The organism is Streptomyces sp. O3, from assembly GCF_054788135.1.
This window is the reverse complement of record NZ_JBTVYK010000033.1, coordinates 1-15,383: the sequence shown is the minus strand read 5'-3', so window position 1 is coordinate 15,383 and position 15,383 is coordinate 1. Positions and strand designations below refer to the sequence as shown.

Below are 15,383 nucleotides of genomic sequence, written 5' to 3'. Positions count from 1 at the left end.
TTACCCGGCGGTTTCGATTCCGTGGCCGCCGGGCATGAGCCGTAAGCGCCGCGGGCAATGAAGCTCGCGCGCCACGCGCCGACGGTCATCGACCCGTCCGCACGAGTCCACGGGCCCCGCGGCCCTCACTCACCGCCACCCAGCGGTGTCCACATGGTGGAATGAAGTATCCGGTTTCCGAGAATCACTCCATCATGTAACCTGCACGAAATTTCACCACCCTGAGGGCCAACGTCGTCCCTCGGCACCGCACATCTGCCACGACGACGACGGGAGAGCCGATGCGTTCCGACGCCTGGTCGCCCATGGACGGTCGCCCCGCCCAGCAGGGGATGTACGACCCCCGTAACGAACACGACGCCTGCGGTGTCGGGTTCGTGGCCACCCTGACCGGTGTTGCCAGCCACGAGCTGGTGGAGCAGGCGCTGACCGTACTGCGCAATCTTGAGCACCGCGGCGCCACCGGCTCCGAGCCCGACTCCGGCGACGGCGCGGGCATCCTGCTCCAGGTCCCGCACGCCTTCCTCGCCGAGGTCACCGACTTCCCGCTGCCCGAGGCCGGCGCGTACGCCGTCGGCATCGCCTTCCTGCCGCAGGACACCGCCGCCGACGCGGTCGCCCGGATCGAGGCCATCGCCGCCGAAGAGGGCCTCAACGTCCTCGGCTGGCGCGAGGTGCCGGTCGCGCCCGAGCTGCTCGGCGCCTCCGCCCGCTCCACGATGCCGGAGTTCCGGCAGCTGTTCGTCGCCGACGGCGCCAGCACCGGCATCGCGCTCGACCGCAAGGCGTTCGTCCTGCGCAAGCGCGCCGAGCGTGAGGCCGCCACGTACTTCCCCTCGCTGTCCGCGCGCACGATCGTCTACAAGGGCATGCTGACCACCGGCCAGCTGGAGCCCTTCTTCCCCGACCTCTCGGACCGCCGCTTCGCGTCCGCGATCTCGCTGGTCCACTCGCGGTTCTCGACGAACACCTTCCCGAGCTGGCCGCTCGCCCACCCGTACCGCTTCGTCGCGCACAACGGCGAGATCAACACGGTCAAGGGCAACCGCAACTGGATGCGCGCCCGCGAGTCCCAGCTGGTGTCCGACCTGTTCGGCACCGAGCGCGACATCGAGCGGATCTTCCCGGTCTGCACCCCGGACGCCTCCGACTCGGCCTCCTTCGACGAGGTGCTCGAACTGCTGCACCTCGGCGGCCGTTCGCTGCCGCACAGCGTGCTGATGATGATCCCCGAGGCCTGGGAGAACCACGCCTCCATGGACCCGGCGCGCCGCGCCTTCTACCAGTACCACTCCACGATGATGGAGCCCTGGGACGGCCCCGCCTGCGTCACCTTCACCGACGGCGCCCAGGTCGGCGCGGTCCTGGACCGCAACGGCCTGCGCCCCGGCCGCTACTGGGTCACCGACGACGGCCTGGTCGTCCTCGGCTCCGAGGTCGGCGTGCTCGACATCGACCCGGCCAAGGTGGTCCGCAAGGGCCGTCTCCAGCCCGGCAAGATGTTCCTCGTCGACACCGCCGAGCACCGCATCGTCGAAGACGACGAGATCAAGGCCGCGCTCGCCGCCGCCGAGCCGTACCAGGAGTGGCTGGAGGCCGGGGAGATCCAGCTCGGCGACCTGCCCGAGCGCGAGCACATCGTGCACACCCACGCCTCGGTCACCCGCCGCCAGCAGACCTTCGGCTACACCGAGGAAGAGCTGCGCGTCCTGCTCACTCCGATGGCCAAGACCGGCGGCGAGCCGCTCGGCTCGATGGGCACGGACACTCCGATCGCGGCCCTGTCCGAGCGCCCCCGGCTGATCTTCGACTACTTCACCCAGCTGTTCGCGCAGGTCACCAACCCGCCGCTGGACGCCATCCGCGAGGAGCTCGTCACCTCGCTGCACTCCTCGCTCGGCCCGCAGGGCAACCTGCTGGAGCCGACCGCCGCGTCCTGCCGCAGCGTCACGCTGCCCTTCCCGGTGATCGACAACGACGAGCTGGCCAAGCTCATCCACATCAACGCCGACGGCGACATGCCCGGCATGAAGGCCGCCACGCTCTCCGGTCTCTACCGCGTCTCCGGCGGCGGCGACGCCCTCGCCGCGCGGATCGAGGAGATCTGCGCCGAGGCCGACGCCGCCATCGAGGGCGGCGCCCGGCTGATCGTGCTCTCCGACCGGCACTCCGACGCCGAGCACGCTCCGATCCCGTCGCTGCTGCTCACCGCGGCCGTGCACCACCACCTGATCCGCACCAAGCAGCGCACCCAGGTCGGTCTGCTGGTCGAGGCCGGTGACGTCCGCGAGGTCCACCACATCGCGCTGCTCATCGGCTACGGCGCCGCCGCCGTCAACCCGTACCTGGCGATGGAGTCCGTCGAGGACCTGGTCCGCGCCGGTACGTTCCTGCACGCCACCGACGGCGGGCCCGAGCAGGCCATCCGGAACCTGATCCACGCCCTCGGCAAGGGCGTGCTCAAGGTCATGTCCAAGATGGGCATCTCGACCGTCGCCTCCTACCGCGGCGCGCAGGTCTTCGAGGCCGTCGGCCTGGACGAGGCCTTCGTCGAGAAGTACTTCCACGGCACCACGTCGAAGCTCGGCGGCGTCGGCATCGACATCATCGCCGACGAGGTCGCCGCCCGGCACGCCAAGGCCTACCCGGCCTCCGGCGTCCCCTCCGCGCACCGCGCCCTGGAGATCGGCGGCGAGTACCAGTGGCGTCGCGAGGGCGAGCCGCACCTGTTCGACCCCGAGACGGTCTTCCGGCTCCAGCACGCGTCCCGCAACCGCCGTTACGACATCTTCAAGCAGTACACGGACCGCGTGAACCAGCAGTCCGAGCGGCTGATGACGCTGCGCGGCCTGTTCGGCTTCAAGGCTGGGGAGAGCGGCCGCCAGCCGATCTCCATCGACGAGGTCGAGCCCGTGTCGGAGATCGTCAAGCGCTTCTCCACCGGTGCCATGTCGTACGGCTCCATCTCCAAGGAGGCGCACGAGACCCTCGCCATCGCCATGAACCAGCTGGGCGGCAAGTCCAACACCGGTGAGGGCGGCGAGGACCCGGAGCGCCTGTACGACCCGGCGCGCCGCTCGTCCATCAAGCAGGTCGCCTCCGGCCGCTTCGGCGTCACCAGCGAGTACCTGGTCAACGCGGACGACATTCAGATCAAGATGGCGCAGGGCGCCAAGCCCGGCGAGGGCGGCCAGCTGCCCGGACACAAGGTCTACCCGTGGGTCGCCAAGACCCGGCACTCCACGCCGGGCGTCGGCCTGATCTCGCCGCCGCCGCACCACGACATCTACTCCATCGAGGACCTGGCTCAGCTGATCCACGACCTCAAGAACGCCAACCCGGCCGCGCGGATCCACGTCAAGCTGGTCTCCGAGGTCGGCGTCGGCACCGTCGCCGCCGGTGTCTCCAAGGCGCACGCGGACGTGGTCCTGATCTCCGGACACGACGGCGGTACGGGCGCCTCGCCGCTCACCTCGCTGAAGCACGCGGGCGGCCCCTGGGAGCTGGGCCTCGCCGAGACCCAGCAGACGCTGCTGCTCAACGGCCTGCGCGACCGTATCGTCGTGCAGACCGACGGCCAGCTGAAGACCGGCCGTGACGTGGTCATCGCCGCGCTGCTCGGCGCCGAGGAGTTCGGCTTCGCCTCCGCGCCCCTGGTGGTCTCCGGCTGCATCATGATGCGCGTCTGCCACCTGGACACCTGCCCGGTCGGCATCGCCACCCAGAACCCGGAGCTGCGCGACCGCTACTCCGGCAAGGCCGAGTACGTCGTCAACTTCTTCGAGTTCATCGCCGAAGAGGTCCGCGAGATCCTCGCCGAGCTGGGCTTCCGCTCCATCGAGGAGGCCGTCGGCCACGCCGAGCTCCTCGACACCGACCGGGCCGTCAGCCACTGGAAGACCCAGGGCCTGGACCTGGAGCCGCTGTTCCACGTCCCGGACCTCCCGGACGGCGCCGTACGCCACCAGCTGATCGAGCAGGACCACGGCCTGGAGAAGGCGCTCGACAACGAGCTGATCAAGCTCGCCGCCGACGCGCTGGCCGCGAACTCCGTCGAGGACGCCCAGCCGGTACGCGCCCAGGTCGCGATCCGGAACATCAACCGGACCGTCGGCACCATGCTCGGCCACGAGGTCACCCGGAAGTTCGGCGGCGCGGGCCTGCCCGACAACACCATCGACGTCACCTTCACCGGCTCCGCCGGACAGTCCTTCGGCGCCTTCGTCCCGCGCGGGGTGACCCTGCGCCTGGAGGGCGACGCCAACGACTACGTCGGCAAGGGCCTCTCCGGCGGCCGCCTGGCGGTCCGCCCGGACCGCGGCGCCGACCACCTCGCCGAGTACTCGACCATCGCGGGCAACACCATCGCGTACGGCGCGACCGGCGGCGAGATCTTCCTGCGCGGCCGGGTCGGCGAGCGGTTCTGCGTCCGCAACTCCGGCGCCACGGTCGTCTCGGAGGGCGTGGGCGACCACGGCTGCGAGTACATGACCGGCGGCCACGCGGTCGTCCTGGGCGAGACCGGACGCAACTTCGCGGCCGGTATGTCCGGCGGCGTCGCGTATGTGATCGACCTCGACCTGGACCAGGTCAACTCCGGTAACGCCGGGGCCGTCGAGAGCCTCGACGACACCGACAAGCAGTGGCTGCACGACGTGGTGCGCCGCCACCAGGAGGAGACCGGCTCCACCGTCGCCGAGAAGCTGCTCGCCGAGTGGGACACGGCCCAGGCCCGCTTCAGCAAGATCATCCCCAGCACCTACAAGGCAGTGCTCGCCGCCAAGGACGCCGCCGAGCGAGCCGGACTCCCCGAGTCCGAGATCACCGAGAAGATGATGGAGGCGGCGACCCATGGCTGACCCGAAGGGCTTTCTGAACCACGGCCGCGAGGTCGCCCGGACCCGCCCCGTCCCTGAGCGGCTCAAGGACTGGAACGAGGTCTACGTCCCCGGCTCGCTGCTGCCGATCATCTCCCAGCAGGCCAGCCGCTGCATGGACTGCGGCATCCCGTTCTGCCACAACGGCTGCCCGCTCGGGAACCTGATCCCCGAGTGGAACGACTACGCCTACCGCGAGGACTGGGAGGCGGCGTCCGAGCGGCTGCACGCCACCAACAACTTCCCGGAGTTCACCGGCCGCCTGTGCCCGGCCCCGTGTGAGTCGGCGTGCGTGCTCGGCATCAACCAGCCCGCCGTCACCATCAAGAACGTCGAGGTCTCGATCATCGACCAGGCGTGGGACAACGGCGACGTCGCGCCGCAGATCCCCGAGCGCCTGTCCGGCAAGACCGTCGCCGTCATCGGCTCGGGCCCCGCCGGTCTCGCCGCCGCCCAGCAGCTGACCCGCGCCGGTCACACCGTCGCCGTGTACGAGCGCGCCGACCGCATCGGCGGCCTGCTGCGCTACGGCATCCCCGAGTTCAAGATGGAGAAGCGGCACATCAACCGGCGCATCGAGCAGATGCGCACGGAGGGCACCAAGTTCCGCACCGGCATCGAGATCGGCCGCGACGTGACCGCGACCGACCTGCGCAAGCGCTACGACGCCGTGGTCATCGCCGCGGGCGCCACCACGGCCCGCGACCTGCCCGTACCGGGCCGCGAGCTGGGCGGCATCCACCAGGCGATGGAGTACCTGCCGCTCGCCAACAAGGTGCAGGAGGGCGACTACGTGGCGCCCCCCATCACCGCCGAGGGCAAGCACGTCGTCGTCATCGGCGGCGGCGACACCGGCGCCGACTGCGTGGGCACCGCTCACCGCCAGGGCGCCGCGTCGGTCACCCAGCTGGAGATCATGCCGAAGCCCGGCGAGGACCGCGCGCCGCACCAGCCCTGGCCGACCTTCCCCATGCTCTACAAGGTCACCTCCGCGCACGAGGAGGGCGGCGAGCGGGTCTACTCCGTCTCGACGACCCACTTCGAGGGCGACGAGGACGGCAACGTCAAGGCCCTGCACCTCATCGAGGTGGAGTTCAAGGACGGCAAGCTGGAGCAGAAGCCCGGCACCGAGCGGGTCATCCCGGCCCAGCTGGTCACCCTCGCCATGGGCTTCACCGGCACCGACACCGAGAACGGCCTGGTCCAGCAGTTCGGCCTGGAGCTCGACGCACGCGGTAATATCGCCCGTGACGCCGATTTCCAGACAAACGTCCCCGGCGTGTACGTTGCCGGTGACGCGGGCCGAGGCCAGTCGCTGATCGTCTGGGCGATCGCCGAGGGCCGCTCCGCCGCACGCGGCGCGGACCGCTTCCTCACCGGGGCCAGCGACCTCCCGGCCCCGATCCGCCCGACGGACCGTTCCCTGACGGTCTGACCCGGCACGCGGTACCCGGTACTCGACGCAGTACCGCCCCCTGACGTTCCGTACAACGAAGTGCGGACCTGACGCGGCGCCCGCCCCCGTCCCCGACCGGACTGGGTGGGCGCCGCGGCGTTTCCCGCTTCCAGCGGACCCGGACGAACCGTGGTCGTCCTGGTGGTTGTGGCCGTCCAGGCGGGTGCCGGTCGGCGCGCCGCCTCAACGGGTATAGACCGGCCTTGGAAGGTGTGACCACAATCACTCCAGCAAGGACTTCCCACGGAAGAGGGGGCCAGGCATGAGGCGACGTGTCATCGCGGCAGCGGGAATCGCCATGACGCTCGGACTGATCGCGACCGCCTGCGGCGGCGATGACTCGGGCGACGAGGCCGGGGGCAAGACCCTCACCGTCTGGATCATGGAGGGGACCAACCCCGACCCCGAGCCCTTCTTCAAGGAGGCCGCCGCCGCCTTCAAGAAGCGGACCGGCGCCAGCGTCAAGGTCGAGTACCAGCAGTGGGCCTCGGCGCAGAAGAAGTTCACCACCGCCATCGAAGGCGGCAAGGACCAGGTCCCGGACGTCGCCGAGGTCGGCACCACCTGGATCCCGCAGTTCGCCGAGACCGGCGCGCTCGTCGACGTCACCGACAAGGTCGAGGCGTCCGGGCTGAGCGACGATCTGGTCGAGGGCCTGCGGGACGCGGGCACCCTGGACGGCAAGCAGTACGGCATGCCCTGGTACGCGGGCGTCCGCAGCATCGTGTACCGCAAGGACGTCTTCGCCGAGCACGGCCTCAAGGCCCCGACCGACTGGCAGGAGCTCCGGGCCGCCGCCAAGACGCTCAGGGAGAAGGAACCGGACATGGTCGCCTTCCCCGTCGCGGGCGGCGCGGAGATGTTCGCCGCCCCCTTCGTCTGGGGCGCGGGCGGCGAGCTGGCCGTACCGGAGGGCGACGGCTGGAAGTCCGCCGTCAACTCCCCCAAGGCCGTCGAGGGCCTGGCGTACTACACCGGCCTCGCCACCCAGGACAAGGTCTCCCCGGCCAAGGTCAACACCTGGACCGAGAAGGAGGTCGGCGACGCCTGGAACAAGGGACAGATCGCGATGGCCGTCGGCGGCAACTGGACGCCCAAGGCGATCGTGGAGGGCAACCCCGGCCTCAAGGGCAAGCTGGCCGCCGTGCCGATCCCCGGCCAGGACGGCGGCATGAGCAAGTCCTTCCTCGGCGGGTCCTACCTCTCCGCCTTCCGGACCGACCAGCAGGATCTGGCCTGGGAGTTCGTGAAGATGCTCACCACCGGCGAGTTCGCCGCCAAGTGGGCCGCGCAGACCAACTACTTCCCTGGTCAGAACTCCGAGCTGCAGAAGGTCGCCGCCCAGAAGGATCCGCTGGTCGAGCCGTTCGCGAAGCAGATGATGGAGGCGGGCGCGACCGTCCCCAAGACCAAGGCGTACGGCGAGATCCAGGCCTCGAAGGTCATCCCGCGCATGGTCCAGTCCATCCTGAACGGCAAGGCCAGCGTCCAGGAGGCCGCGGACCAGGCGGCCAGGGAAATGGACGACATCTTCGCCAAGGACGACAAGTAAGAGCGGCACACCGGTGAAGACCACACTCACCCGCGGCGCGCCGGACACCCGCGTCCGCCGCCCCCGGCAACCCGAACCCCCCGCCCCCGACACCGCCGCCCGCCGCCGCAAACGGCTGATCACCCTCACCCGGCCCTGGCTGCTGCTGGCCCCCGCCCTGGTCGTACTCGCCGGGCTGCTGCTCTGGCCGATGATCCAGGTCGGCAAGCTCTCGCTACAGGAGTACCAGGTCAGGTTCGGCGGCGGGGCCGGCGCCTACACCGGCTTCGACAACTACCGGGAGCTGGTCACCAGTTCACTGCTGTGGAAGACGGTCCTGCCCAACACCGCGTTCTTCGCGTTCGCCTGCGTCGGCCTCACGGTCGCGGTCGGCACCCTGGTGGCGCTGCTGCTGAACCGGCTCGGCCCGGTCTGGCGGCTGATCTGCTCATTGGCGATCATGGCTGCCTGGGCGATGCCCGCCGTCACCGGCACCTATGTGTGGATCTGGCTCTTCCAGCCCGCGGACGGCCTGTTCAGCCACCTGGCCGCGGGCCTGGGCCTGATCGACCCGGAGACCACCAACTGGTTCACCGAACGCGTGCCGTTCTACGCGATCGCCACGCTCAACGTCGTCCACCACGGTTTCCCGTTCGTCGCCATCACCGTACTCGCCGGACTGCTGACCATCCCCAGGGAGCTGTACGAGGCGGGCCTGATCGACGGCGCGAGCGCCTGGCAGCGGTTCTGGCGGATCACCGTGCCGACCATCAAGCCGGTCTTCCTGGTGGTGACGATCCTCTCCACGATCTGGGACTTCAAGGTCTTCACCCAGATCTTCCTGATGCCGGGCGGCGACGGCTCCAACCCCGACGTCTACAACCTCGGCGTCTACTCGTACATCGAGGCCTTCGCCGAGAACGACTACGGAACGGGCGCGGCCGCGGCCGTGCTGCTCACCCTGCTGCTCCTGGCGATCACGATCGTGTACATCCGCACGCTGTTCAGACAGGGGGAGGAGGACCTGTGACCCGCACTTCACCGGCCGCGCGCTGCGGACTCGCGGCCGCGGTCGTCGCGCTGCTGGTGTTCGCGCTGTTCCCGGTCTACTGGATGGTGTCCACCGCCCTGGACCCGAAGGCGCTCACCCGCGGTGCGGACCCGCTGCCCAGCGGAGTGAGCTTCGAGCACTTCGCGTTCGCCTTCGAGAAGGGCGACTTCGGTACGTATCTGCTGAACTCGGCGGTCGTCGGCTTCGGCACCATCCTGGGGGCCGCGCTGCTGTCGCTTTTCGCGGCCGTCGCGGTGGCCCGCTTCAGGTTCCGCTTCCGTACGTCCGTGCTGCTGATGATCCTGATCGTGCAGATGGTGCCGTTGGAGGCGCTGGTCATCCCGCTGTTCATCCAGATGCGCGACTACGACCTGCTGGAGAGCCTGCTGGGGCTGAGCATCGTCTATATCGCGCTGTCGCTGCCGTTCGCGATCTGGACCCTGCGCGGCTTCGTGGCGACCGTGCCCAAGGAGGTCGAGGAGGCCGCGTACCTCGACGGCGCCTCGTGGTTCCGGATGTTCCGGTCGGTGCTGCTGCCGCTGGTGGCGCCGGGGCTGGTGGCGACGTCGATCTTCGCCTTCATCACCGCGTGGAACGAGTTCGTGTTCGCGTACACCTTCATGAAGAGCAGCGAGAACTACACGGCGGCGGTGGGGATCTTCCAGTTCTTCGGGGAGAACTCCACGGCCTGGGGCCCGGTGATGGCCAGCTCCACGCTGGTCACCGCGCCGGTGATGATCTTCTTCATCATCGTGCACCGCAGGCTCGGCTCCGGGCTCGCGGCGGGGGCCGTCAAGGGGTGACGCCGCTACGGGACTACGGGACTACGGGACTACGGGACTACGGGACGCGGAAGGTCTCGCCGTACATCCGCCACTCGAGCGGCGTCTTCAGATCCAGGTTGCCCGCGCGCAGGAACACCCGCTGCGCGGTGTCGATCCGGCTGGTCTCGCGCTGCGACTTGCGCTCGGCCTGCTTCATGATGCCCCGCCGTACGTCCAGGAAGGTCTCCAGGTACGCCTTCTCGTCGCCGCCCTCGGCCTTGGTGTCGGCCTTCTCCATCGCGGCCTTGCGGATGCTGTAGAAGCCCCACTCGTCGGCGCTGGGGCCGTGCTGGAGCATCGCGTCGAAGTAGATGAACTGGCCGAGCGTGCCCAGGCCGTCGATCTTCGCCATCCTCACGGCGGGGTTGAAGTAGAACCGGTCCAGGGCCTCGTCCTGCGCCTCGCGCATCGCGGGCTTCGCGGACTCCGCCGCCCAGGCCTCGGGGTAGTCCGGGTCCAGGCCCTCGTGCGAGCCCGAGCCGTTCACCTCGCGCAGCGCGGGCAGATAGGCGGCGAGGCCGTTGTCGGGGTGCTCCTTGGTGTACTGCTCGACGAAGGACAGCATGTCGTTGGTGCCCGAGCAGAACCCGGCGATGCCCGCGCAGTAGCCCGCGCCCTCGCCGCCGTCGCTGATGGACGCGTACATCAGCCGCCAGTCGAGCGTGGAGCCGTGTGCCGTCGACACCAGTTGCAGGGCGAGCTTCCGCTTCTCCGGGGCGGCGAGGCCCGGCGGCAGCTTGGCGATCCGCTCGTCCAGCGCGTCGCTCTCGGCGGCCTTCTTGTCGCGCTCCCAGTCCTCAAGGCCGTCCTGCTCTTGCTTGTCCTTGGCCCGGAAGTCGTCCGACCCCGAGCTCGGCCCGAACAGGAAGAACGCAAGGGTCGCTAGCGGAGCGATCGCGAAAAAGAGGCAACTGGCACGCTTCATGCCGCACAGCGTAAGGCTCAGGTTAACGATCGTGGTGCGTGGGACCAGGGGTGAGACTCTCGGGGGCGGGCCCGCGCGAGCTCCTGGGGCGGGCCGACGCGGGGGCGAAACCCTTTCGGGCTACGGTCTGTTGGCAGCCGTGACCGCCGTGCTTACCCTGGACGGGCCTGGAAGGGGCCCGCATGAGTGGACACACCGAGCGCATCCCGGAAAGCGGCCGACGGACCACCCGACAGACCGCCCGGCCGCCCAAGGGCGAGCGGGTCGCCGACTGGGCCGACGGCCGTCTCGGCGTCTACGGGGCCGCCAAGGCGCAGATGCGCAAGGTCTTCCCGGACCACTGGTCGTTCATGCTGGGCGAGATCTGCCTCTACACCTTCCTCATCCTCATCCTCACCGGCGTCTACCTCACCCTGTTCTTCGAGCCGAGCAGCGCCGAGGTCGTCTACGACGGCGTGTACACGCCACTGAACGGCGTCCAGATGAGCCGGGCGTACGAGTCCACCATCGACATCAGCATGGAAGTGCGCGGCGGGCTGCTCATCCGGCAGATCCACCACTGGGCCGCCCTGGTCTTCGTCGCCGGGCTGCTGGTGCACATGATGCGGGTGTTCTTCACCGGCGCCTTCCGCAAGCCGCGCGAGCTGAACTGGCTCTTCGGCTGGACGATCCTGATGCTCGCCCTGCTCACCGGCCTCACCGGCTACTCGCTCCCCGACGACCTGCTGTCCGGCACCGGCGTGCGCTTCGCGCAGGGCGCGCTGCTGTCGATCCCGGTGGTGGGGACGTACCTCTCCTTCTTCCTGTTCGGCGGAGAGTTCCCCGGCGCCGACATGATCCCGCGGTTCTACATGTTCCACATCCTGCTGCTGCCAGGGATCATGCTCGGCCTGGTCGTCCTCCACCTGATCCTGGTCTTCTACCACAAGCACACCCAGTTCGCGGGCCCCGGACGCTCCGAGAAGCGCGTCATCGGCGCGCCCTTCATGCCCGTCTACGTCGCCAAGGCGGGCGGCTTCTTCTTCCTGGTCTTCGGGGTCCTGGCGATCCTCGCCGCGGTCGCCTCCGTCAACCCGGTGTGGAACCTCGGCCCCTACCGCCCCGACATGGTCTCCACCAACGCCCAGCCCGACTGGTACCTGGGCTTCTCCGAGGGGCTGATCCGGGTGATGCCCGCCTGGGAGATCAACGCCTGGGGCCACACCCTGCAACTGGGCGTCCTCATCCCCTTCTCGCTCTTCCCGCTGATCATGCTGGCGATCGCCGTCTATCCGTTCTTCGAGGCCTGGGTCACCGGCGACAAGCGCGAGCACCACATCATCGACCGCCCCCGCAACGCCCCCGCCCGCACCGGGTTCGGCGTCGCCTGGCTCACGCTGTACGCGGTCCTGCTGATCGGCGGCGGCAATGACCTGTGGGCCACCCGCTTCCACCTGTCGATCACCGACATCACCTGGTTCGTGCGGGTCGCCGTCTTCGTCGGCCCGGCACTCGCCTTCATGATCACCAAACGGATCTGCCTGGCGCTCCAGCAGCGCGACCGCGACAAGGTCCTGCACGGCACCGAGAGCGGCGTCATCAAGCGCCTGCCGCACGGCGAGTTCATCGAAGTCCACCAGCCCTTGCCCCAGGACCGGCGGTACACCCTCACCGCGCACGAGCAGCCCACGCCCCACGACCTCGGCCCGCTGGTCGACGCGAACGGCGTCAAGCGCCGCGTCAGGCCCGCCGAGCGGCTGCGGGTACGGCTCTCGCACGCCATGTACGGGCCCGGCGCGCAGCTGCCCAAGGCCACCCCCGAGGAGTACCGGGAGATCGCCGAGAGCGAGCGGCGCCACTGAGCGCGCCCGAGGCGGACAATGGGCCCGTGCCGAACAGCAGCGAACCGAACAGCAGCGAACCGAACAGCAAGACGAGTAACAAGACGAGTCATCCGGCCAGGCAGGCGCCCGCGCGCCGCCGTGAGCTGCTCGCGACCGCGGCCGAGGTGTTCGCCGCCCAGGGCTACAACGCCACCACCGTGCGGAAGATCGCCGACGAGGCGGGGATGCTCGCGGGCAGCCTCTACTACCACTTCGACTCCAAGGAGGCGATCCTCGACGAGATCCTCGCCAGCTTCCTCACCGAGCTCTGGGAGGGCTATGACGCGGTGCTCGCCGCCGACCTCGGCCCCCGCGAGACCCTCAGGGCCCTGGTCACCGAGTCCTTCCGGGAGATCGACCGGCACCGCCCCGCGGTCGCCATCTACCAGAAGGAGTCCCACCACCTCGCCGAACAGCCGCGTTTCCGCTATCTCGTGGAGTCCCAGCAGAAGTTCGAGAAGGCCTGGCTCGGCACCCTGGAGCGCGGCGTCGCCACCGGCGCCTTCCGCGCCGACCTGGACGTCCGGCTCACCTACCGCTTCGTACGCGACACGGTGTGGGTCGCCGCCTCCTGGTACCGGCCCGGCGGCCAGCACAGCCCCGAGGAGATCGCCCGCCAGTACCTCTCGATGGTCCTGGACGGGATCGCCGTACCGGGCGCGGGCGTGCACCGGGACGCGTGAGCCGTAGGCCACACCGCCGTGGCGTGTCCGGGAGGACGTGCTATGGTTTCCGTGTTGCAGTTTTGGTACCCATGAACTTTATGTGCGCCTGACGGGAATGTTCCTCAGGCGCATTATTGTTTTCCGGCTTCTCCGGCATTGATGGGGCTCAACGCGGCGACGAGGAACTCGCGAGGTGCGAGATTCCGGATCTGCCCCATATGTTTAGGAGAATTGACATGGCTACTGGAACCGTGAAGTGGTTCAACTCGGAAAAGGGCTTCGGCTTCATCGAGCAGGACGGCGGCGGCGCCGACGTCTTCGCCCACTACTCGAACATCGCCACCCAGGGCTTCCGTGAGCTGCACGAGGGCCAGAAGGTGACCTTCGACGTCACGCAGGGCCAGAAGGGCCCGCAGGCGGAGAACATCCTCCCCGCCTGACTCGCTGCCCGTCAGGGCGCGTAGTTCGCAGCCGGGGCTCGCACCTTCGCGGTGCGGGCCCCGGTTTCTGCTGTCCAAAGGCTCAGGAGGGTGCTGAGGCTTTGACCGGGCTCGCGGCGCCCGGCACATCTGCCGCGCTGGCCGTCATTCATTCCCGGCCGTACGCAGACCTCCAGTACCCCCCGACGGAAGGCAACACCGCATGAGCAGCCCCGCACGCCCCGCACGCCCCGCCCGCACCCGGAACTCCGGCCGACCGGCGCCGGGAGGCCGGGGACAAGGCGGCCGGGCCCAGGGCGGCCGCGGCAAGACCGCCCGGCGTCCGGCAGCCCCGCAGAGCGACTTCGCCATGCCGGAGACCGTCGTTCCCGCGCTGCCCGCCGTCGAGACCTTCGACGCGCTCGACCTGCCCGCCGCGCTGCTCGAAACCCTCGCCGCGGAGGGCGTCACCGCGCCCTTCCCGATCCAGGGCGCGACGCTGCCCAACTCGCTCGCGGGCCGCGACATACTCGGCCGCGGCCGTACCGGCTCCGGCAAGACCCTCGCCTTCGGCCTCGCCCTGCTGGCCCGCACCGCGGGACGCCGCGCCGAACCCACGGCGCCGCTCGCCCTCGTCCTCGTACCGACCCGCGAACTCGCGCAGCAGGTCACCGACGCGCTCACGCCGTACGCCGCGGCGGTGCGGCTGCGGCTGGCCACGGTCGTCGGCGGCATGTCCATCAACCGGCAGGCCGGGGCGCTGCGCCGCGGCGCGGAGGTCCTGGTGGCGACTCCGGGGCGGCTCAAGGACCTCATCGACCGCGGCGACTGCCGACTCGACCAGGTCGCGATCACGGTCCTGGACGAGGCCGACCAGATGGCCGACATGGGCTTTCTGCCGCAGGTCACGGCGCTGCTCAAGCAGGTTCAGGGGGGCGGCCAGCGGATGCTGTTCTCGGCCACCCTGGACAAGAACATCGACCGGCTGGTGCGGATGTTCCTCGACGACCCGGTCGTGCACTCCGTCGACCCGTCCGCGGGCGCGGTCGTCACCATGGACCACCACGTCCTGCATGTCGCCGACGAGACCGACAAGAAGGCCGTCGCCACCCGGATCGCGGCCCGCGACGGCCGGGTGATCATGTTCGTGGACACCAAGCGGGCGGCCGACCGGTTCGCCAAGCGGCTGCTCGCCAGCGGGGTACGGGCCGCCGCGCTGCACGGCGGGCGGTCCCAGCCGCAGCGCAACCGGACCTTGGACCAGTTCAAGAACGGCCAGGTCACCGCGCTGGTCGCGACGAACGTCGCGGCGCGCGGCATCCATGTCGACGACCTGGACCTGGTGGTGAACGTCGATCCGCCGATGGACCACAAGGACTATCTGCACCGCGGCGGGCGGACCGCGCGGGCGGGGGAGTCGGGCAGTGTCGTCACCCTCGTCCTGCCCGAGGAGAAGCGGGAGATGACCCGGCTGATGTCGCACGCGGGCATCACGCCGCACACGGCGCGGGTCAAGTCCAACGACGAGGAGCTCAGCCGGATCACCGGGGCGCGTGAGCCGTCCGGCGTCCCGGTCACGATCGAGGTCCCGCAGCAGCCCGCGCCGCAACAGCGGACGAAGTCCGCTTCGTCGCCGTCGCGGCGGTCGCGCGGGCGACGCGGCGGCGGACAGCGCGGCCAGGGCTCCGGCGCGGAGCAGGGCGGCCAGAGCAGGGCGCAGGGTTCCGGGCGCGCCGGGCAGGGCGGCGGCCGGGCCGGCGGCCAGAGCCGGGC

General features: G+C 69.8%; 10 protein-coding genes. 9 read left to right on the top strand and 1 reads right to left on the bottom strand.

Features of this window, described 5'->3' with window-relative positions; all coding sequences use genetic code 11:
* Positions 1-281 precede the first annotated feature (281 nt).
* From gltB to ACX6XY_RS17940, 5 genes are all read left to right on the top strand, one after another.
* Positions 282-4,859, top strand: coding sequence for a glutamate synthase large subunit (gene gltB, locus ACX6XY_RS17960; protein ID WP_460331689.1), 4,578 nt, complete (start codon positions 282-284; stop codon positions 4,857-4,859).
* A complete protein-coding gene (locus ACX6XY_RS17955; protein ID WP_460331687.1) occupies positions 4,852-6,312 on the top strand; it encodes a glutamate synthase subunit beta in 1,461 nt (486 codons plus the stop codon). The genes gltB and ACX6XY_RS17955 overlap by 8 nt, the downstream gene beginning before the upstream one ends.
* Before the next feature lie 283 nt (positions 6,313-6,595).
* On the top strand, positions 6,596-7,885 hold the full coding sequence (locus tag ACX6XY_RS17950) for a sugar ABC transporter substrate-binding protein (protein WP_460331685.1): 1,290 nt from the start codon (positions 6,596-6,598) through the stop codon (positions 7,883-7,885).
* A 13-nt stretch (positions 7,886-7,898) separates the two neighbouring features.
* On the top strand, positions 7,899-8,894 hold the full coding sequence (locus tag ACX6XY_RS17945; protein WP_460331683.1) for a carbohydrate ABC transporter permease: 996 nt from the start codon (positions 7,899-7,901) through the stop codon (positions 8,892-8,894).
* Positions 8,891-9,718 carry a carbohydrate ABC transporter permease gene (locus tag ACX6XY_RS17940; RefSeq protein ID WP_460331681.1) on the top strand — a complete coding sequence of 276 codons (828 nt, stop codon included), beginning with the start codon at positions 8,891-8,893 and terminating at the stop codon, positions 9,716-9,718. The genes ACX6XY_RS17945 and ACX6XY_RS17940 overlap by 4 nt, the downstream gene beginning before the upstream one ends.
* Positions 9,719-9,755: 37 nt before the next feature.
* Here the strand turns inward: ACX6XY_RS17940 and ACX6XY_RS17935 are convergent, their stop codons facing one another.
* Positions 9,756-10,664, bottom strand: a complete 909-nt coding sequence (locus ACX6XY_RS17935; RefSeq protein ID WP_460331679.1) for a chitosanase — start codon at positions 10,662-10,664, stop codon at positions 9,756-9,758.
* 182 nt (positions 10,665-10,846) lie between these two features.
* Between ACX6XY_RS17935 and qcrB the strand changes: the two genes are divergently transcribed.
* The 4 genes from qcrB to ACX6XY_RS17915 all read left to right on the top strand — a co-directional run.
* Complete coding sequence (gene qcrB / locus ACX6XY_RS17930) at positions 10,847-12,505, top strand: cytochrome bc1 complex cytochrome b subunit (protein ID WP_460331677.1); 1,659 nt, start codon at positions 10,847-10,849, stop codon at positions 12,503-12,505.
* 125 nt (positions 12,506-12,630) lie between these two features.
* On the top strand, positions 12,631-13,209 hold the full coding sequence (locus tag ACX6XY_RS17925; RefSeq protein ID WP_460331800.1) for a TetR/AcrR family transcriptional regulator: 579 nt from the start codon (positions 12,631-12,633) through the stop codon (positions 13,207-13,209).
* Between the two features lie 218 nt (positions 13,210-13,427).
* Positions 13,428-13,631 (top strand): cold-shock protein, encoded by a 204-nt coding sequence (locus tag ACX6XY_RS17920; protein WP_282516245.1) that lies wholly within the window; start codon positions 13,428-13,430, stop codon positions 13,629-13,631.
* A gap of 202 nt (positions 13,632-13,833) precedes the next feature.
* Positions 13,834-15,383: DEAD/DEAH box helicase (locus tag ACX6XY_RS17915; protein ID WP_460331674.1), on the top strand; the 1,550-nt coding region annotated here is incomplete at its 3' end.